The 19,684-nt window shown below is 68.6% G+C and carries 16 protein-coding genes; 9 read left to right on the top strand and 7 right to left on the bottom strand.

The window, feature by feature from the left end; translation table 11 throughout:
- The first annotated feature begins 82 nt into the window (after positions 1 to 82).
- On the top strand, positions 83 to 277 hold the full coding sequence (locus P1L40_RS09780; RefSeq protein ID WP_284006666.1) for a hypothetical protein: 195 nt from the start codon (positions 83 to 85) through the stop codon (positions 275 to 277).
- Here the strand turns inward: P1L40_RS09780 and P1L40_RS09775 are convergent.
- From P1L40_RS09775 to serA, 3 genes are all read right to left on the bottom strand, one after another.
- Positions 274 to 2,151 (bottom strand): sensor histidine kinase, encoded by a 1,878-nt coding sequence (locus tag P1L40_RS09775; RefSeq protein ID WP_284006665.1) that lies wholly within the window; start codon positions 2,149 to 2,151, stop codon positions 274 to 276. The two genes, P1L40_RS09780 and P1L40_RS09775, sit on opposite strands and share 4 nt — an antisense overlap.
- Entirely contained in the window at positions 2,148 to 3,989 is a 1,842-nt protein-coding gene (locus P1L40_RS09770) for a PAS domain-containing sensor histidine kinase (protein WP_284006663.1), read from the bottom strand. Before P1L40_RS09770 ends, P1L40_RS09775 begins: the two co-directional genes overlap by 4 nt.
- Positions 3,990 to 4,059: 70 nt before the next feature.
- Complete coding sequence (serA, locus tag P1L40_RS09765; protein WP_284006661.1) at positions 4,060 to 5,646, bottom strand: phosphoglycerate dehydrogenase; 1,587 nt, start codon at positions 5,644 to 5,646, stop codon at positions 4,060 to 4,062.
- A gap of 125 nt (positions 5,647 to 5,771) precedes the next feature.
- Here serA and P1L40_RS09760 point away from each other — a divergent pair, with 125 nt between their 5' ends.
- Positions 5,772 to 9,080 carry an alpha-amylase family glycosyl hydrolase gene (locus tag P1L40_RS09760; RefSeq protein ID WP_284006659.1) on the top strand — a complete coding sequence of 1,103 codons (3,309 nt, stop codon included), beginning with the start codon at positions 5,772 to 5,774 and terminating at the stop codon, positions 9,078 to 9,080.
- Here the strand turns inward: P1L40_RS09760 and P1L40_RS09755 are convergent, their stop codons facing one another.
- Positions 9,081 to 9,659 (bottom strand): hypothetical protein, encoded by a 579-nt coding sequence (locus tag P1L40_RS09755; RefSeq protein ID WP_284006658.1) that lies wholly within the window; start codon positions 9,657 to 9,659, stop codon positions 9,081 to 9,083.
- A gap of 133 nt (positions 9,660 to 9,792) precedes the next feature.
- On the opposite strand from P1L40_RS09755, the gene P1L40_RS09750 reads away from it, so the two are divergent.
- A complete protein-coding gene (locus tag P1L40_RS09750) occupies positions 9,793 to 10,653 on the top strand; it encodes an HFX_2341 family transcriptional regulator domain-containing protein (protein ID WP_284006656.1) in 861 nt (286 codons plus the stop codon).
- Positions 10,654 to 10,707: 54 nt separating this feature from the next.
- Here the strand turns inward: P1L40_RS09750 and P1L40_RS09745 are convergent, their stop codons facing one another.
- On the bottom strand, positions 10,708 to 10,875 hold the full coding sequence (locus P1L40_RS09745) for a DUF7556 family protein (protein WP_284006654.1): 168 nt from the start codon (positions 10,873 to 10,875) through the stop codon (positions 10,708 to 10,710).
- A 232-nt stretch (positions 10,876 to 11,107) separates the two neighbouring features.
- Between P1L40_RS09745 and P1L40_RS09740 the strand changes: the two genes are divergently transcribed.
- The 5 genes from P1L40_RS09740 to P1L40_RS09720 all read left to right on the top strand — a co-directional run bounded on the left by P1L40_RS09740 (position 11,108) and on the right by P1L40_RS09720 (position 17,562).
- Positions 11,108 to 11,953: a CBS domain-containing protein gene (locus P1L40_RS09740; RefSeq protein WP_284006652.1), complete on the top strand. Its 846-nt coding sequence runs from the start codon at positions 11,108 to 11,110 to the stop codon at positions 11,951 to 11,953.
- Complete coding sequence (gene glyS / locus P1L40_RS09735) at positions 11,950 to 13,686, top strand: glycine--tRNA ligase (protein ID WP_284006650.1); 1,737 nt, start codon at positions 11,950 to 11,952, stop codon at positions 13,684 to 13,686. The genes P1L40_RS09740 and glyS overlap by 4 nt, the downstream gene beginning before the upstream one ends.
- A gap of 1 nt (position 13,687) precedes the next feature.
- Positions 13,688 to 14,278, top strand: coding sequence for a dolichol kinase (locus P1L40_RS09730; RefSeq protein ID WP_284006649.1), 591 nt, complete (start codon positions 13,688 to 13,690; stop codon positions 14,276 to 14,278).
- A 74-nt stretch (positions 14,279 to 14,352) separates the two neighbouring features.
- Positions 14,353 to 16,827: a DEAD/DEAH box helicase gene (locus tag P1L40_RS09725; protein WP_284006648.1), complete on the top strand. Its 2,475-nt coding sequence runs from the start codon at positions 14,353 to 14,355 to the stop codon at positions 16,825 to 16,827.
- Positions 16,828 to 16,992: 165 nt separating this feature from the next.
- Complete coding sequence (locus tag P1L40_RS09720; RefSeq protein ID WP_284006646.1) at positions 16,993 to 17,562, top strand: redoxin domain-containing protein; 570 nt, start codon at positions 16,993 to 16,995, stop codon at positions 17,560 to 17,562.
- Between the two features lie 45 nt (positions 17,563 to 17,607).
- Here P1L40_RS09720 and P1L40_RS09715 read toward each other — a convergent pair whose 3' ends face one another.
- Positions 17,608 to 18,387 (bottom strand): Sjogren's syndrome/scleroderma autoantigen 1 family protein, encoded by a 780-nt coding sequence (locus P1L40_RS09715; RefSeq protein WP_284006645.1) that lies wholly within the window; start codon positions 18,385 to 18,387, stop codon positions 17,608 to 17,610.
- A 108-nt stretch (positions 18,388 to 18,495) separates the two neighbouring features.
- On the opposite strand from P1L40_RS09715, the gene mdh reads away from it, so the two are divergent.
- Positions 18,496 to 19,410 (top strand): malate dehydrogenase, encoded by a 915-nt coding sequence (gene mdh, locus P1L40_RS09710; protein ID WP_284006644.1) that lies wholly within the window; start codon positions 18,496 to 18,498, stop codon positions 19,408 to 19,410.
- Positions 19,411 to 19,477: 67 nt separating this feature from the next.
- On the opposite strand, the gene P1L40_RS09705 is transcribed toward mdh, so the two are convergent.
- Positions 19,478 to 19,606 carry a hypothetical protein gene (locus tag P1L40_RS09705; RefSeq protein ID WP_284006642.1) on the bottom strand — a complete coding sequence of 43 codons (129 nt, stop codon included), beginning with the start codon at positions 19,604 to 19,606 and terminating at the stop codon, positions 19,478 to 19,480.
- Positions 19,607 to 19,684 lie beyond the last annotated feature (78 nt).

Genomic DNA, 19,684 nt, shown 5'->3' with positions numbered 1-19,684 from the left:
CAGGCGGGGTCGGCCGACAGATGACGCTCGCGTGACGGCCGTCCGACGGGTGTTTTTGCCCGTCGATATCCACGGTAGCGGTATGCAAGCACGTGACACATCAGTGGCGACGCCCGCTGCCGCCGAGAGTCAGCGCCAGTCCGCGAACGCCCGGTACGAACTGGAGATCGCGCTGTTGCGCCAGCGGATCACGCAGCTGGAGTCGGCCGTCGAGGCAGAGCGACAGCGACGACAGGCGGTGGTCGATCGGTACGAGCGGCTTCTCGAACAGCGTTAGAGCGTAAACTCGAACCGGGCGCCGCCCTCGGCGCTCGCCGTCGCGACGACCGACCAGCCGTGGGCCTCCGCGATCGTCTTCACGATGTAGAGCCCGTAGCCCGTCCCGTCCGCGGAGTCGGTGTAGCCCATCTCGAAGACCTGCTCCCGTTCGTCGGTGTCGATGCCCGGGCCGTCGTCTTCGACGTAGAACCCGTCCCCGTCCGGGAGCATCCCGACGCTGATACGGACCGTATCGCCCTTGCTGTCGTGTTCGACGCTGTCGTCGGCTTCTGGCCGATTGCTCGTGGAGCCGTGTTCGACGGCGTTCCGAAACAGGTTCTCGAACAGTTCGACCAGCCGCGAGCGGTCCGCCCGGATCACCGACAGCGAGTCGGTCTCGACGGTGGCCCGGGACGGACTCACCGTCGCCCAGGCGTCGGTGACCACCTCGTCGAGGTCGACGGGTTCCGTGTCGCCGACGGTCTGGCCGTTCTTCGCCAGCGTGAGCAGTTCGTCGGTCAGGTTCCCCATCCGATCCAGAGCGGCGTCGATCTTCTCGAAGTACTCGTCTTTCGGGTCGTCGCGGGCGATGTCGACGTAGGCGCTGGCGACCGACAGGGGGTTGCGCAGGTCGTGGCTGACGATGCTGGCGAACTCCTCTAAGCGCTCGTTTTGGTGTTCCAGTTCGCGTTCCCGCTCCGCTCGATCCAGCGCCGCCTCGACGTTGGCAGCGAGGATCGTCACCAGGTCCAGGGTGAACTCGTCGACCGCCTCCTCGCCGGTCGTGACCCCGAGAGCGCCGTGTTCGCCGAGCGGGACGACCGCCGCCGTCGGTTCGGCGATGGTCTCCCGGTCCGTCTCGACGCGCCCGTCCGTGTGGATATACTGGGCCTGTCCGTCCCGAAACGCCGTCCGGTAGTGGTCGCCGTAGCTGTCGTAGATGTCGGTGTCGTCGGTCGCGACCGGTGCCAACTCGCCCGTCGAGGTGTCGACGAGCGCGACCTGAACGCGGGGCAGTGCCGGGATGTCCTCGGCGATAGCGACGGTGATCTCGCCGATCTCGGCCCGGTCGCTGGCCCGGACCAGGTCGCGGCTGGCCTCGTAGATCGCCCGGACCATCCGTTCCTGGCGCTTCTCCTCGGTGACCTCGCGGGTCCCGCCGACGATGCCGATGGGCGTCCCGTCCGCGTCGTACCGGGGCGCCTTGGTGGTCGAAACCCAGTGGCTCTGGCCGTCGTCGTCGACGTAGTACTCGACCTTGTTCACCATCGGCTCCCCGGTTTCGAGGATCTCCTGGGCCTCCGCGTAGAGGTCGTTGGCGTGGTCCCGGGGGAGCAGTTCGTAGTCGGTCAGCCCGATCAGTTCCTCGCGTGCGAGGTCGTACTCCTGGGCCGTGACGGCGCTTGCCTCGGCGAACCGCCCGGCGGTGTCCTTGATGAAGATGTGGTGAGGGAAGTAATCCAGCAGCGAGTCCAGCAGGTCGGCGTCGTGCTGGAAGTGTCGTTCCCGACCGACGGCGTGGTAGATCCGTCGGGCGACCAGTTCGGTCCGGCCGGGGTCCATCGTCATCGGGATGCCGCCGGCGTCGAGAACCGCCTTCGCGAACGTCCGGGTCGTGAACTCGGTGTCGCCGATATCGTGACCGTAGACGGCGACCGGGACGGGACAGCCCTGATCGAGGAGCCGATCGAGGAGTGTGAGGCCGTCGACCGCCGGCAGGGTCGGCGTCGCGGGCGCGTGCAGGACGACACAGCAGTCGTGGGCCGCCGGCCGGACCCCGTCGGCCGAGTCGGCGACGGTCACGGCGATGTCGTCGATCCCCCGTAGCGTCGCGACGAACGTCCCGAGTCGGCCGTCGGGATCGACACAGCAGACGGCGACGGTGTCGCTCACCGCGTGTCCTCCAGGCCGGTGATCTCGAACCGGGCGTGCCCGTCGGTCCCGGTCGTGGTGACCGCCCAGCCGTACGCCTCGGCAATCGTCGAGACGATGTAGCGGGCGTACGGCGTGGTCTCGTCGGTCGGGAGTCCGCCGTCGGACAGCGACAGCTCTGTGAGCGGCTCCGGCAGGGATGTCCCCGAGAACTCGATCGCCAGTCCGTCCCCGGCAGCGGTCTCCTCGACGCGGACCGTCCCACCGCCCTCGTTCTTCCGAACCAGTTCCCAGAAGAGGTGTTCGAGCAACTGGCGAAGCCGTTCGCTGTCGGCGACGACCGAGTCGATCTCGCCGACCTCCAGTGCGACGCCGTCGGTGTCGATACTCGACCAGGCCCGCCGGGAGAGTCTGGCGGGGTCGACCTCGACGCGGTCGCCGACGATCTCGCCCCGATCGGCGAGCGTGAGCAGTTCGTCGACGAGGCGGTCCATCTGTTCGAGCGCGGAGTCGATCCGGTCGACGTGAGGCGAGTCGGCGTCGAGGAGATCGGTCGCCCCCATCGCGACCTGAAGGGGGTTCCGGAGGTCGTGACTCACCATCATCGCGAACTCCTCTAAGCGCTCGTTCCGGAGACGGAGTTCCCGCTCGTGGTCCCGCAAGGCGGCCTCGCGTTCGGCGCGGTCGAGCGAGGCCTCGACGGTCGCCGAGAGGACGTTCGCCAGATCGAGCGTGAACTCGTCGAACGTCGCCTCGCTGGCGCGCATCCCCAGGGCGCCGTGGTCACCGAGCGGGAACACGGCGACATCGATCGTCGACGGGTCGGCGAGATCGGTCGGCGACTCGCCCTCCGGTCCCTCGGTGACGTACTGCGGATCGCCGGTCTCGAACGCCCGCCAGAACCACCGCTCGTAGTCCGCGAACAGCGAGACCGAACCGCAGTCGGTGTCGGCCGGGGTGAGCAAGGAGCCGTCGTGGACGACGACCTGGACCGCGGGGAGGGCCGTGATGTCCGCGGCGATGTCGGTCGTGACGCGGCAGACATCGGTCGTCGTCTCCGCGCGCATCAGATCGCGACTCGCCTCGTGGAGCCGGGCGACCAGTCGCTCCCGCCACCGGAGATGGGTCACGTCGCGTGTCCCGCCCACCAGGCCGGTGATCTCGCCGTCCTCGTAGCGCGGGACCTTGGTGGTCGCGACCCACCGGTCCTCGCCGTCCTGTAAGAAGTGTTCGACCGCGTTGACGACCGGTTCGCCCGTCTCGCGGATCCGCTGTTCCTGCTCGTAGAGCGCGTCGGCCAGGTCCGGCGGGAGCAGTTCGTAGTCGGTCAGCCCGACCAGTTGCTCGCGGTCGTACCCCTGTGGCTGGCCCGTCCCGTTGCTGCCGACGGCGATCCGCGAGGTGTCGTCCTTGATGAAGATGTCCTCCGTGTAGTACTCGAAGAAGTCCTCCAGGAGTTGCGCTGGATCGGCGAACCCGTCCTCGCCGGTGGCGACACAGCGGACCCGGCGTGCCAGCAGTTCGCCCCGTTCGAGCGGGACGTAGATCGCGTCGGCCGCCCCCGCGTCGAGCGCATCGATCGCCACGTCCGCGCCCGGGAACCCGACCGCGTACAGCACGACCGGGCACTCGACCGTCTCGACGGCTCGCTCGACGGCCGCGACGCCGTCGACGGCCGGTGTCGTCGTCTCGTCGTGGGGAACGACGACCAGATCACAGCCCGCGGCAGTGTCGGCCGAGAGCGTCTCGGTGGTCTCGACAGTGATCCCCTCGTCGGCGAGCACAGCGGCGAGGGCCGACAGCCGCGTGTCCCCCCCGACCAGCAGGGCTGTCACTGGCTCCCCTTCGTCCTGAACCATCCTGAACTGTCGGTCTCGTCCCTGGCTATAAACGGTTATCGCCGCGAAAATCAGTCGCGAGAACGTCCCGTTACTCGTCGCCCAGCGCGACGTAGGTCGTCTCGATGATGCGGTCGTCGCCGTTCAGTCGGTCGAGCACCTCGGCGGTGGGCTGTTCGTCGAGGTTGTACACCGAGAGCGCCTCCCCGCCGATGGTCTCGCGGCCGTTGAACATCCCGGCGATGTTGATGTCGGACTCGCCCAGGACGGTGCCGATGAAACCGATCGTCCCGGGTTCGTCGCGGTTGCGGACGACGAGCATGTGGCCGTGCGGGACGGCCTCGATGCGGTGGTCGTCGATCCGGACGATCCGGGACTCGTCGCCGGCGAACTGGGTCCCACAGACGGAGACCGACTCCTCGCCGTCGGAGACGGTGACGGTGATGAGGCTCTGGTAGTCGTCGGCGGAACTGGTCTTTGACTCGGTCACGTCGATCCCGCGGTCCTCGGCGACCTGCGGGGCGTTGACGGCGTTGACCTGGAGTTCCGAGGGGGCGAACACGCCTTTCAGCGCGCTGGCGGTGACGTACTCGACATCTTCGTCTGCGATGTCACCGGCGTAGGTGACCTGGACCTCGGACATGTGGCCGTCGAACAGCTGGACGGCGATGCGGCCGGCGGTCTCGGCCAGTTCGAGGTACGGCCGGACCTGCTTGAACGTCGCCTCGTCGATCGATGGGGCGTTCAGAGCGTTTGCGACCGGCTCCTCGTCGAACGCGGCGACGACCTGATCGGCCGTCGAGGTCGCGACGTTCTCCTGGGCGGCCTCGGTCGAGGCACCGAGGTGGGGCGTGACGATGATGTCCTCGACAGCCAGCAGCGGGCTGTCCGCGGGCAGCGGTTCCTCGCCGAACACGTCGAGGGCGGCGCCTTTGAGCGGGCCGTCTTCGACGGCCTCGGCCAGCGCCGGCTCGTCGATGATGCCGCCGCGGGCGCAGTTGACGACGTACCCCTCGCCGATGCGTTCGAGTTCCGCCTCGCCGATCATGTTCTCGGTCTCGGGGGTCAGCGGCGTGTGGATGGTCACGAAGTCCGCGGCGTCCAGGCAGGCTTCGAGTTCGTCGACGAGTTCGGCCCCGAACTGATCCGCCCGCTCCTGGCTGATGTATGGGTCGAACGTGACGATGTCCATCCCGAGGCCGCCCAGCCGCTTTGCGACCTCCTGGCCGACGCGGCCGAAGCCGACGACGCCGAGCGTCTTGTTGTTGAGTTCGGTCCCCAGGAACTCGCTTTTGGCCCACTCGCCGGCCTTGAGGCGGTTGTGTGCCTGCGGGATCGAGCGCGCCGTCGCGAACGCCATCGCGACGGAGTGTTCGGCGGCGGCCCGGACGTTGCCGTCCGGGGCGTTCGCGACGATGACGCCGTGATCGGTCGCGGCGTCGATGTCGATGTTGTCCACGCCGATGCCGGCGCGGCCGACGATGATCAGGTCCGGGGCGGCGGCGAGGACCTCCTCGGTGACCTCGGTGCCCGAGCGGACGATCATCGCGTTGGCGTCGGCGACCGCCGAGAGCAGTGCGTCGCCCTCCACGTCGTAGGCTGTCTCGACCTCGTGACCGGCCTCGCGGAGTCGGTCGAGGCCGGCGTCGTCGATCGGGTCCGTGACGAGTACCTTCATGTCGGAGTGGATTTCCCGGGGGGCAATAACGCTTGTTTTCTCGCCGCGTGCACACTTGCGACACGCCCTCGAAAGCGTGCGGAGAAAGGTCAACGTTTATTCGACCGGTCGCGGTAGCCCGTGGTGTGTCAGACCACGACGACCCGCCGACCAGGCGTCGCTTCCTCCTCTCGGCCGCGTTGGCCAGCCTGGCCGGCTGTCCGGGGCGACCGTCCGACTCGTCGGCTGACGACCCGACGGCGTCGGCGACGCCGGCTCCCGGGACCGGCTCCCCGACCGGGGTCCCCGATCTCGACGCGCCGCCACAGGCGGCAATCGACGGGAGTCACGCGCCGGGGCCGCCGGTGTTTACGAGTGTCGGCGCGTCGGTTCGCGCCCCCGAGTTTGCCGGCGTCGAGAGCAACCTCGCGCCCCGGAACCCCGACCCGACCGCCGGCTACGACTGGTCGGTCGTCGACGCGCCGGCCGGGAGCGAGGCCGCCGTCGGCGACGGCTTCGCCGTCCAGTTCCAGCCGGACGTACCCGGCACGTACGCCCTCGAACTGCGCGCGCCCGACGGCGTCCACCGACAGACGGTCAGGGCGTTCCCCGAGCGGACCGCCGGGGACCCGCGGCCGACGCTCTCGCTCGACGGCGACGTGGCCGACGGGACCGCCGAGATCCGGGCCGACGTTCGCCCGCCGACCGACAGCGACGCCGCGCCTGGTGATCTCACGGTCGAGTTCCTCGTCGACGACCGCGATTCTTTCGAGGGCAACATATCCGTCGATGGGCATACCGCCAGGCTTCCACTGGATGCGATGGACGGACCGGTTCGCGTCCACGCGGCCGCCGCGGGCGAGACGGGGCGCAGCGTCGCCGATACGCTGGTCGTCGATCCCGACGCCCGGGAACTGCGCCACCCGACCGAACCGCCCGAGTGGGCCAGCGACGCGGTGGTCTACGAGGTCTTCGTCCGGCGGTTCGGCGCCGACGTGGACTTCACCTTCCTCGAATCGAAGGTCGAATACATCGACTCGATGGGCGCCGACGCGGTCTGGCTGACCCCGATTCTCGATGCCCACAGCCACCGCGACGAGAGCCAGCCCGGTGGCCCCCACGGCTACGATGTCGTCGACTACTTCGAACCGGCCGACGCGCTGGGTGACAGGGCGGCCTTCGAGTCGTTCGTCGACGCCTGTCACGACCGGGGGATCAAGGTGATATTCGATCTCGTGGGCAACCACACCGCCCGCCAACACCGCTACTTCCGGGCGGCGAAGGCGGCCGTGACAGACACGGCGGTGTCGAACAGTTTCGCCGAGTGGTACCGCTGGACCGACGAGCAGGCGCTGTACTACTTCGGCTGGCGGGGTATCCCGGCGTTGAACTACGACACGCTGGCGGTGCGGTCGTGGTTCCTGGCAATCGTCGCGGAGTGGGCCGACGTGGTCGACGGCTTCCGCTGTGACGTGGCCTGGGGGATGCCCCACAGTCTCTGGAAGGAGGTCCGCGAACGGGTCAAACGCGACCACCCCGAGTTCCTCCTGCTGGGGGAAGCGGTCCCGTGGGACGCCGACCACGCCGACTTCGCCGAGAACGAGTTCGGCCTCCACTACGCCGAGGGGCTGTTCCGAACGCTCCAGGCGGTCGGTCGGGGCGAGGCTCCCGCCGACGACCTCCAGAACGTCGTCGCCGAGCGCCGTGACGCCGGCTACCCCGCCCACGTCGGGCTGCTCAACTACGTCGAGAACCACGACACAGATCGGTTCCTCTCGTTCGCCGACCGCCGGTGCCAGCGGGCTGCTGGCGCGGCGACGTTCACCCTCCCGGGCGCGCCGCTGCTGTACTACGGCCAGGAAACCGGGCTGACCGAGCCCCGCGAGCGGATGAACTGGGACGAGGCCGACCGAGAGTTGCGGTCGTTCTACCGGTCGCTGGCGGAGTTGCGCCACGACCTGACGCCGCTGCAGTCAGACGCGGACGTGGTCCCGCTGTCGGTCGCGCCGGGCGACGACCGCGTCACCGGCTACGCCCGCGAGGCCGACGGCGAGCGCGTCCACGTCCTGTTGAACTTCGGCGACGGACCGACGACCGTCGCGCAACACCCGGCCGTCGGCCGGACCGACCTCGTCTCCGGGGAGTCCGTCACCGCCGGCGAGGGTGTCACCGTCGAGGCCGCCGTCGTCCTCCGGGCCGACGCCCTGTCCGGCCGGGGTGCGCCGCGTGCGACTTTTTCCGATCCCGCGGGCGACGCGACGCCGCCGGCGGGTCGCCCCGCGGGCGAGTACGACCTGACCGGGATGGCCGTCCACGAGTCGGACGACGGACTTCAGTTCGCCTGGCGCCTGTCGTCGCTGCCGGCGGACGGCGGCCCGACCGTCGAGGCGTATCTCCGGGACCCGACCGCCGACGGCGGGAGCGGCGAGACACGCGGCGTCGGCGCGACGCTGGCCGCGCCCGCACAGCACCGGGTCGTCGCGACGACCGAGGGAGCGACCGTCGAGCGAGTGGACGGGACGACGGTCGCCGACCTGCCGACGCGGCGGGCCGGGAGCGAGTTGGTCGTCGAAGTTCCGTCGAGGGTAGTTCCCGACGACCCGAATGAACTGGCCTTCACGACGCTTCTCAGGGGTGACGGCGCGGCCGGCGACGGGACGGCTATCGCCGACCTGCTCGTCGGCCCGGTCGACGACGAGTCGTCGATCCGAGCGGCCGACCGGCCAGTCCTCCCGATGGTTCCGCTCGCGGCGGGCGTCCGGAACCGGTTGCTCGACGCAGAGCGGGTTGCCGCCTGGACGGACCCGGCGGGGGACGACCACGGCCCCGGTGGGTTCACCTACCCCGAGACCGAACGCTGGGAGCCGGGGAGTCTGGACCTCCGGCGCGTCGCCGTCTTCGAGGGGGCCGATCGGTACCACTGGCAGTTCGAGTTCGCGGAGCCGGTCCCCGACGGCGTCGACCGGAGCCGGCTCGCCCAGCACCTCCAGGTGTACGTCCGGGACCCTGACACAGACGGGGGGTCGACGGCCACGCGGGCCGGCGTCGGTGGCCGACTGGCCGCCCCACACCAGCGCCGACTCGTCGTCAACAAATCGACGGCAGCGGTCGAACGCGCCGACGGGACGACCGTCAGCGACGCAGTCACCGTCGCCTCCCGCGACGGGCTGGACGGGCTCTGGGTGAGTGTGCCGAAAGCTCCGCTGGGCGACCTCCGCGGGGCCGAGGTCGCGGTGCTCTCGCTGGGCGGGTCACTGACCGGCCCCGGCGGCGTCGCACAGGTACAGCCCGAGAACAGCGTCACCGACTTCGGGGGGCGAACGCGGCCCACCCAGGCGAACGTGATCGACCTGCTGGTCCCCGAGCGAACCGACCAGGCGACCGCCCTGTCCGTCGGGGACGGCGACGTGACGCTCCCGTACGTGCAGGTCTCGGCGTCGGAGCCCGGGTCGTAGTCAGGGTAGCTGGGCGTCTGTCTCGGCGATCAGGTCCCGGGCGCGAGACTCGAAGGCGGCGGCCACGTCGCGGTCGGTGTCGGCCGCGAGGTCGTAGGACAGGTCCGGCGGTTCGCCCTCGACGACCTCCGGGAGCAGCGTGTCGAGTTCGTAGCGGCGCAACCGCACGTCGGCCTCGTGGACCCGTTCCCAGGCGGCGTCGGTCGGCGGGGCGAGGTCGAAGGCGGCCCAGACGGCGTCGAGGATCGCCCCCTCGACCTCCTGGTACCGGTCGAGGTGGCGCTTGACCGGCGAGACGAGATCGGAGACGTACGCCTCCGGCGCGTCGTGGAGCAGGCCGTACAACTGGACCCGCGGCGTGGCGTCGCGTGCGGCCAGGTCGCGGCTCACGTACAGCGAGTGGAGCCCGACGCTGTAGAACTCCCGTGTCTGACCCGAACACCGACAGATGTTCGAGAGCCCGTGGGCGATGTCGGCGAGCGCCACGTCGCCGGGCTGTGGGTCGAACGGTCTGAACTCCCGCCCGCTGACCGTGTTCATCACGGCAGCGTGGGGGTCCGAGCGAGGGGTCGTGGTCATACCCGTTGGTCGGTCCGATTCTGGTTAAAATTTGTGGACCGTTACGCATTTGTGTGCAAAGTTGTTTGCACGCAATCGGTCACCTCCCGGTGATGGGGAAACGCTTTCACGGCGGCGCGACAGGACTGGGCCAGTGAGCGAGACGGTCCACCTGATCCCGGTCGGTATCGATGTCGAGCGACTGTTTTTGCCCATCACCCAGGGCGAGCTGGCGGCCGACGCCGTAGTCCTCTACCGGGCGCGCCGGCACAGCGACGACCGGGAGGTCGCCGACCTCGCAGAGCGGATGTTCCACCGATTGGAGTACACCTTCGAGCGAGTGCTGGGCGCCGACGTGGAGACGGCCTTCATCGACAGCGTCCACGACTACGAGAACGCCTACAAGACCGCCTACCGGGCGATCCGGGAGCGAGTGCCCGAGAGCGAGGTCTGGATCAACATCTCTTCGATGCCCCGCACGGTCTCCTTTGGCTTCGCGACGGCGGCGAACACGCTGGTCAACGAACGTCCCGAGTTGCGCGATCAGCTTCACGTCTACTACGTTCCGCCCGAAGCGTACCTGACGACCAGTCTCCTGCGTGAACTGGAGGCCGAACTGTCCTTCCTCAGGGAAGGTGGCGACGCCGACGAGCGCATCGCCGAGATCGAGGCCCTCTTAGAGACGGTTCGGGAACGAGGGATCACCACCGGCGCCCGCGAGATAGACGGCCAGCGCTACGTCGAGTTGCCCGCGGCCCCGCTGGCCGAACTCCGCGCCTTCGAGCGGGAACTGGTGGAAGTGCTCGGCGAACGCGGGCCGACGAACTCTACCTCGGCGCTCGCCCGGGAACTGGCCGCCCGCCGGGGCGAGGAGGCCGACGAGTCCCTGCGGAGCAAGGTCCAGTACAACGTCCGCCAGCTCGAAGCGAAGGGGTTCCTCCGGCGGGTCGATGTCGGCGGGAGCTACGAGACCCGACTGACGAAGATGGGTCGACTGTGGGTCCAGACCCACTGACCGCTGTCGGGTACCGTGTCGAAGAACCGATCGGAACGAGTGATGCGACCCGAGTTATCGCCACTCGGGAAGGGACGCGGCGTCTACCAGTGGGAGTGTCAGATAGGCGTCGTCTTGCGAGATGTCCGCGATGACGAGCGTGTCGGTCGTGTCTTCCTCGACGGAAGCCATGACTTCTGCGTCCTCAGCAACCTCCACTGGGGCGACCGTGTCCGGCTCCATGCATGACAATATGTAGCACTTGTATATAAACGTAGCGGAATCGATAGACGGGGGTGGCGTGCGTGTCGTCTCTCTGTCTGACACATGTCTGCCATCTGTCAGGAGCGTGAGAGACAGCGGTGACCGCTCGCGCCGGTCAGCAGGGGTTCTGAGAGTGGTCCCAGCCGGCCACAGCGGCGAAAACCGGCGGATGTTAAGGACTTAGTAGATGCGGGCAGGAGGTTCTGGCAGTATGAACGTTGCAGACGCGATGACGCCGCGCTCGGAGGTCGTCACGGTAGAGATTCCGGGCACCCGTGACGATGTCCTCGAGTACCTCCAGGACCGGGGCTTTTCCTCCGTCCCGGTCATCAAATCGACCGACGACGGCGAGGAGTTCCGTGGGCTCGTCACCCGGGAGGCGCTCATCGACCGGCCAGACGAAGACCAGCTCGCGATGCTCGTCGAGGAGGTCCCGACGACCACCGCCGACGCCACCCTCGAAGCGGTCGCCCGGCTGATGCTCGAAGAGGGCGAGCGTCGCGTCCCCGTCGTCGGTGACGGCCTCGACGGCATCGTCACGATGACCGATGTCATCCGCGCCATCGCCAACGGGGATGTCGACGGGAGCGCGAGCGTCGGCGACCTTGCCCGGTCGGATGTCAACAGCGTCTACGTCGAGACGCCGCTGACAGTCGCCGAGCGGGAACTCTCCTACGCCGAGGTCCCCTACGCCGTCGTCCTCGACGACCACGGCGACATGACCGGGATGCTCACCGAGGTCGACATCATCGAGGTCGCCCGCGTCGTCGAGGGCGAGGACGACACCGGCGACTCCATCGCCGGCCAGGACGACGAGTGGGCCTGGGAGGGGATCAAGGCCGTCGGCGGCCGCTACATGCCCACCCGGAACGTCGAGATCCCGGCCGAGCCCGTCGGGGAGTTCATGACCGACGACGTGGTCACGGTCAGCAAGCGCCGCACCGCCGAGGAAGCCGCGCAACTGATGATCGAGCACGACATCGAACAGATCCCGCTGGTCGCCGGCGACCAGCTCGCGGGCATCGTCCGGGACGTAGACCTCCTGGAGGGCCTATGAACGAGGGCGAGCGCCTGACCGAACTGGCCAAGCGTCGGGGCTTTTACTTCCCCGCCGCCGGGTCCTACGGCGGCGCCGCCGGCTTCTGGACCTACGGGCCACAGGGCGCCGCGCTGAAAGACAACATCGAGGACGCCTGGCGCGACCGGTTCGTCGTCCGCGAGGGCCACCAGGAGATCTCGGCCCCCGACATCATGCCCGAACCCGTCTTCGAGGCCTCGGGCCACCTCGACGGCTTCGACGACATGATCATCGAGTGCGCCGACTGCGGTGCGACCCACCGGGCCGACCACGTCGTCGAGGACGCCACCGACATCGAGGAGGCCGAATCGCTCCCCAACGAGGAGGTGATGGAGCTCATCGCCGACCACGACATCGAGTGTCCCTCCTGTGGCGCCCCCCTGGCCGGCGAACCCGTCGAGAACTTCAACCTCATGTTCGAGACGAACATCGGTCCCGGGAGCTCCTCGCCGGGCTACCTGCGGCCCGAGACCGCCCAGGGCATCTTCGTCGAGTTCCCGCAGCTCTCGGAGTACGCCCGCAATCAACTGCCCTTCGGCGTCGCCCAGATCGGCAAGGCCTACCGCAACGAGATCTCCCCGCGGAAGTCCCTCGTTCGCGTACGCGAGTTCACGCAGGCCGAACTGGAACACTTCGTCGACCCGGAGGAGGACGAGCCGCCGCTGTCGGCGGTCGCGGACGTGGAACTGCCGCTGTACTCGGGCGAGGCCCAACAGGCCGAGGACGGCGGCCAACAGCAGTTGACCGTCCGCGAGGCGGTCGACGAGGGCGTCATCGCGAGCGACTGGGTCGCCTACTACCTGGGCGTCGCCAAGGGCTGGTACGAGCGCATCGGCGTCGACATGGATCGCTTCCGCTTCCGCCAGCACCTGCCGGGCGAACTGGCCCACTACGCCTCCGATTGCTGGGACGCCGAGGCCGAGATCGACGGCGACTGGATCGAGATCACCGGTTTCGCCTACCGGGGCGACTACGACCTCACGAAACACGCCGACCACTCCGGCGAGGACTACACCGTCTTCAAGCAGTACGACGAGCCCGTGACCGTCGAACGGCCGACGGTCGACCCGGACATGAGCTACCTCGGGCCGGAGTTCGGCGGCGCCGCCCAAGAGGTCGCGGACGCCCTCGAAGCGCTGGCCGAGCGTGACCCCGACGCCTTCGACGGCGACGAAGTGACGGTCGAAGTCGACGGCGACTCGGTCACGGTGCCGGTCGAGCAGACCGGGTTCAGCGTCGAGGAGATCACCGAGAGCGGCGAACACGTCCGCCCGCACGTCGTCGAGCCTTCCTTCGGCGTCGGCCGCCTGGTCTACACGGTGCTGGCTCACGCCTACAGCACGGACGAGGTCGACGGCGAGGAGCGGACCTACCTCGATCTGCCGGCCGAGCAGGCCCCGACGACCGTCGGCGTCTTCCCGCTGATGGACAAGGACGGGCTGGACGAACTGGCCCACGAGATCGCGGGCGACCTCCGCGGTGCGGGGCTGTCGGTCACCTACGACGACTCGGGCGCGATCGGCCGGCGCTACCGCCGGCAGGACGAGATCGGGACCCCCTACTGTGTGACCGTCGACTACGAGTCCAAAGAGGAGGGGAGTGTCACACTTCGGGAGCGGGACACGACCGAGCAGAGACGCGTCCCGATCGAGGAGCTGACGGACCACCTCGTCGCCCTCAGCGAGGGCGAGACGACCTTCGACACCCTGTAAGATGGCCGACGAGGTCGCCAGACGCCTGGTCCACGTCACCGGGTCTGCGGTCCCGCTCTGTCACCTGGCAGTCCCCGACATCGTGACCTGGGGGGTCGTCCAGGGGTTCCTGGCGCTGTGTCTGGTCGTGGTGGTCGTCCTGGAGTACCTGCGCCTCTCCGTGGGGCTCGACTGGGCGATCTACGATCGGCTCACCCGGGAGTACGAACAGGACAACCCGGCCGGGTACGCGCTGTACATCGTCGGGATGGCCCTGGTCGCGTTCGCGGTCGGGATCGCCGGGATGACGACCGCCGTCGCGGTGCCGGCGATGCTGATGCTCGCGATCGGGGACCCGATCAGCGGACTGCTCGGTTCTGCGAGCGCCAGCGCGGTCAAACAGGGGTGGGTGCTCCTGGTGATGTTCGGCGTCTGTACGCTGCTCGCCGCGCCGTTCGTCCCGACGGTCGCGGCGGTGCTGGGCGGAGCCGCCGCTACCTTCGCGGACGGGGTCAAACCCACGATCGCCGGCTACGTCGTCGACGACAACTTCTCGATCCCGGTGCTGGGTGCGGCCGCGATGTGGGTCGGCGTGACCGTGCTGCCGGTGTAGCCGCTCCCCTCGGCCGGTTCACTTTCACCGTGGTACCTGAACCCTTAACCACGACCGGGGACAACTCGGTACAAATGGCGACCGTCGAAGGCGGGGAGTACCTCGACCGGCCGATGGTGACCCCGGAGTTCCTGGAGAACCGTCGGTACCAGGTCGAGTTGGCCGACACCGCCGGCTCGACCCACACGCTGGTCTGTCTCCCGACCGGCCTCGGGAAGACGACCGTCTCGCTGCTCGTCACGGCCCAGCGGCTCCACGCTGTCGGTGGGACCTCGCTGATGCTCGCGCCGACCAAGCCGCTCGTCCAGCAACACGCCGAGTTCTACCGCGAGGCCCTGACCGTCCCCGACGACGAGATCGTCGTCTTCACCGGCGAGGTCAGCCCCGACAACCGGGCAGCCCTCTGGGACGACGCTCGCATCGTCATCGCGACGCCCCAGGTCGTCGAGAACGATCTGGTCGGGAACCGGATCTCCCTCTCGAACGTGACCCACTGCACCTTCGACGAGTGTCACCGCGCCACCGGCGACTACGCGTACAACTACATCGCCGAGCGCTACCACGCCGACGCCGACGACCCGCTGGTGACCGGGATGTCCGCCTCCCCGGGCGACGACGAGGAGGCGATCCTCGAAGTGTGTGAGAACCTCGGGCTCTCGGAGGTGGCGGTGATGACCGAGGACGACGCCGACGTGGCCGACTACACCCACGACACCAGCGTCGAGTGGAAGCGGATCGAACTGCCGGAGGTGGTCGTCGAGATCCGGGACGCGATCAACGAGGTCGTTGCCGACCGGCTCGAACAGCTGAAGGAACTGGGTGTCACGAACAAGTCCTCGCCGGACCTCTCCGAGCGGGAGATCCAGGGGATGCAAGCCGAGCTACGGCAGTTGATGGACAACGACCAGAGCGAGGGGTACCAGGGGATGAGCCTGCTCGCCGAGATCCGGAAGCTCCGCACCGCGGTCACCTACATCGAGACCCAGAGCGTCGAGTCCCTGCGGCGGTACTTCGAGCGGCTGAAAGAGGCCGCCCGCTCGTCGGGCGCCTCGAAGGCAGACCAGCGACTCGTCAGCGAGCCCAAGATCCGCGAGGCGATCCGGAAGGCCCGCGAGTACGACGACCTCCACCCGAAGTTCCGCCGGACCCGGATGTTGCTCGCGGAGACGCTGGGTATCGAGAACGGCGAGCGCGTCATCGTCTTCACGGAGTCCCGGGACACCGCCGAGACGCTCGTGGACTTCCTCTCGGACCACTTCGAGACCGAGAAGTTCGTCGGGCAGAGCGACACCGACGGCAGCGAGGGGATGACACAGACCCAGCAACAGGAGACCTTAGACCGGTTCCGGGCCGGCGAGTTCGAGGTGCTCGTCTCGACCTCCGTCGCCGAGGAGGGGCTGGACGTGCCCGAGGTCGACCTCGTCCTGTTCTACGAACCGGTGCCGACGGCGATCCGGGCGATCCAGCGCAAGGGCCGGACCGGCCGCCAGGCCGAGGGCCGGGTGGTCGTCCTGCTGGCCGAGGACACTCGCGACGAGGCGTACTTCTGGAAGGCCCGCAACGACCAGAAGCGGATGCAACAGGAGCTCCAGAATCTAAAGAGCGTCGCGGGCGACCTCGAAGCCGAACTCGACCAGACCGGCCTCGACGAGTACGAGGGCGTCGAGAACGACTCGGCCGGGAGCGACGCCGGCGGGTCGAGTGGAACCGGTGGGGGGGAGGCCGCCGCCGGGTCGAACGCGGCCGCTCCAGCCGAAACGGGGAGCGACGGCCAGGCCGGGCTGGACGCCTTCGCCGGCGAGACCGACCCCGACGGCTCCGCGGACGTGGACGCCACCAGCGACGACGGTGCGGAGCGCGAGGGGACCGTCGCCACCGCCGACGGCGACGAGGAGGTAGTCGAGATCGTCGCCGACCAGCGGGAACTCGACGCGACGATCGCCCGGGACCTCTCGACCCGCGAGGGCATCGAGACACGACTGGAGACGCTCGCAGTCGGCGACTACGTCCTCTCGGACCGGGTCGTCGTCGAGCGCAAGACCGTCTCGGACTTCCTGGACACCCTGACCGGCGGCGACCGGTCGATGTTCGAGCAGGTCGGCGACGCCACCCGCCACTACGCCCGGCCGGTCGTCGTCATCGAGGGCGGCGACCTCTACGGCGCCCGGAACGTCCACCGGAAGGCGATCCAGGGCGCGCTCTCGTCGCTGTCGGTCGACTTCGGCGCGAGCGTCCTCCAGACAGCAGACGAAGACGAGACGGCGGACCTGCTCGAAACGATCGCCCAGCGCGAGCAGGAAGACGCCGACCGCGAGGTCAGCGTCCACGGCGAGAAACAGTCCCGAACACTGCCCGAGCAACAGGAGTACGTCGTCGCCGCGATCGGCGAGGTCGGTCCCGTCACCGCCCGCTCGCTGCTCGCGCACTTCGGGAGCGTCGAGGCCGTCATGACCGCCGACGAGGCGGCGCTCCAGGCCGTCGACGGCGTCGGGTCCGTGACCGCCGAACGGATCAGAGAGGTCGTCGGCAGCGACTACCGCGGGGAGTGAGCCACGGCTGGCAGCGACTCGTCGGTTCACACCGGCGATCAGACAGTTCCGGCGTCGGCCGCGTTTTCGGCCATCGAGCGCGGTGACGGCCCGTGAGCCGGGTCTGGCAGCCCGACGAAAACGTTCATATCAGGGGACGATATAGAACGATTGGGGGGAACTGACGTGACACAGTCGCACTCCGAGAAGCGATATTTCGAGTTCGAACTCCACAACATCGGCGCCGGCAGCGAGGCGCTCGCGTCCAGTGATCTGGCGGCCGATCACGACTACGTACTCGCGGTACTGTTGCGAAACCACTACTGCCCGCTGTGTCGGGAACTCGTCCGGAACCTGGCCGACCGGTACGAGGAGTTCGCCGCTCGCGGGGTCGCCGTCGTCCCGGTGTTACCGGACATCAGGGAGCGTGCGCTGCTGTGGCATCGGCGCTACGATCTCCCGTTCCCGATGCTCGCGGACCCCGCGACTGACATCGTCAGCGAGGACGGCGCGCCCGAGGAGTTCGAGACGTTCGCGCCGTTCCAGCGGACGATCCCGCGGCTCCCGGGGGTGGCGTTGTTCGAGTGTGAGGGCGAGCGACTCCGGATCGTCTCGCGCCACGGCGGGCCCAATCCACAGGACGTGCCGACGATCGACGACCTCCTGGATCGGGTCGACCGCCACCGCGGCGACGGGGTCCCCGATCGGCCCGGAGAAGCCACCTCGGACGGCGGGCTGGTGAATCTCAACTACTGACCGGACCGCCCGTTTCGTCTCGGCCGTCGCGTGTCCCGGTCGTTCTCAGAAGTTCGTCGCGTCCAGCGCCGCGGCGGCCTCGCGGGCCGCCTTGAGGTGCTCCCGCGCGTCACGGGGGTCCTGGCTGTCGGCCGCGCGCTGTGCGAACTGGTGGGCGGTCTCGGCGAGGAGTTTCTTCGCCTCCGTCAGGTCGGTCGCGGCTTCCTCGGGAAGCCCGGCGGTTCGAGTGGAAACAGTGGGGGAGCGATCGTGGGACTCGTTCCCGCTCGTTGACGGGGGTCGTGCGGCCGGAGTCTGGGTATCGACAGTCGACTGCTGGTCGGCTCGTCCCCCAGTTTCGGATGGAGCAGCCTGTGCGCCGTCGTCCGCGCTCGGCACCGCGTGCTCGGTCGGCGCAGTCGCGGCCGTCTCCGCGCTCTCGGCGGGGTCGGCCGACCCGTCCGGGGCGGCTCCCGCCGACCCGTCTGTCGGCGTTGCTCCCGCCGACTGCTCGGCTTCCGCCTGGTCGCCTTCTGCCTGATTGCCGCCGAACTGCACGCGGGCCTCGTCGCTGGTGTCCGCGACCTCGATGTGGTCGCCGTCGGCGTCGTCGGCACCGTCGTCCGCTCCGCTCTCCCGTGTGATCGGTTTCTGGCAGGTGGGACAGAACTCCTGGCCATCGTAGCGAAAGACCGGATCGCCACAGGTGCTACAGTGGGCGTTCGTCATCGTCGCCCCCTTCAACAGGAGTTCGCTCATCTGCTCGGTCGCCTCGCGCTGTTCGTCCTCCTTCTCGAACTTCTCGCGGAGTTTCTCGCGTTCGGCTTCCTTGTCGAAGTCGCTCATACCCAGTACAACGCCACCACGCTGAAAACCCTTTACGGGTCCGAGAGCCGACCCGGAGACAGGGGTTTCGACACGTTTAACGTCCGCGCGGGAGGCGTTTCGGATGGTATGACAAAGGTAAGCGTAGTCGGCGCGGCCGGGACGGTCGGCGCCGCCGCAGGGTACAACATCGCGCTCCGTGACATCGCCGACGAGGTCGTCTTCGTCGACATCCCCGACAAGGAAGAAGACACCATCGGCCAGGCCGCCGACACGAACCACGGGATCGCCTACGACTCGAACACGACGGTCCGCCAGGGCGGTTACGAGGCGACCACCGGCTCCGACGTGGTCGTCATCACGGCCGGTATCCCGCGCCAGCCCGGTCAGACCCGGATCGACCTGGCCGGCGACAACGCACCGATCATGGAGGACATCCAGTCCTCGCTGGACGAGCACAACGACGACTACGTCTCGCTGACGACCTCGAACCCGGTCGACCTGCTGAACCGCCACCTCTACGAGGCCGGCGACCGCGCCCGCGAGCAGGTCATCGGCTTCGGCGGTCGGCTGGACTCGGCGCGCTTTCGCTACGTGCTGAGCGAGGAGTTCGACGCCCCGACCCGGAACGTCGAGGCGACGATCCTGGGCGAGCACGGCGACGCACAGGTCCCCGTGTTCTCGAAGGTCCGCGTCGACGGCACCGACCCCGAGTTCGACGCCGACGAGCGCGAGCGCATCCTGGGCGACCTCCAGGAGTCGGCCATGGATGTCATCGAGCGCAAGGGCGCGACCGAGTGGGGGCCCGCCCGCGGCGTCGCTCACATGGTCGAAGCGATCGTCCGTGACACCGGCGAGGTGCTGCCGGCGTCGGTCAAACTCGACGGCGAGTTCGGCCACGACGACACCGCCTTTGGCGTGCCGGTTCGGCTCGGAAGCGACGGCGTCGAGGAGATCGTCGAGTGGGACCTCGACGACTACGAGCAGGAGCTGATGGCCGAAGCCGCCGACAAGCTCTCCGAGCAGTACGACGAGATCGCGTAGGCGTTAAATCGATCGTTCTCGCGGCCCCTTCGGTTCGTCGCGGCCCCTCCGGTTCGAGTCGATCGGCTCAGGTCGCTTCGTCTTCGAGACAGTCCACGTCCCCAGTGTCGGCCCTGGAGCGGTCGAGGTCGGTCCCCAGGAGGGCTGCCCATTCCTCGATGTGTGAGTCGGTCGGCGAGTGGTCGTCGGTGGACATACGCGAAACCTCTCCGGCAGCGACTATAATGGTTTTCACGGAGAGACCCGGAGAATAGCGGGTCTACAGGCGGAGCAG

This window comes from Haloarcula pelagica (genome assembly GCF_030127105.1).
In the GTDB taxonomy this organism is placed as follows: domain Archaea; phylum Halobacteriota; class Halobacteria; order Halobacteriales; family Haloarculaceae; genus Haloarcula; species Haloarcula pelagica.
Note: the sequence above shows the minus strand (reverse complement) of the source record. Positions and strands in the feature narration are given on the sequence as shown.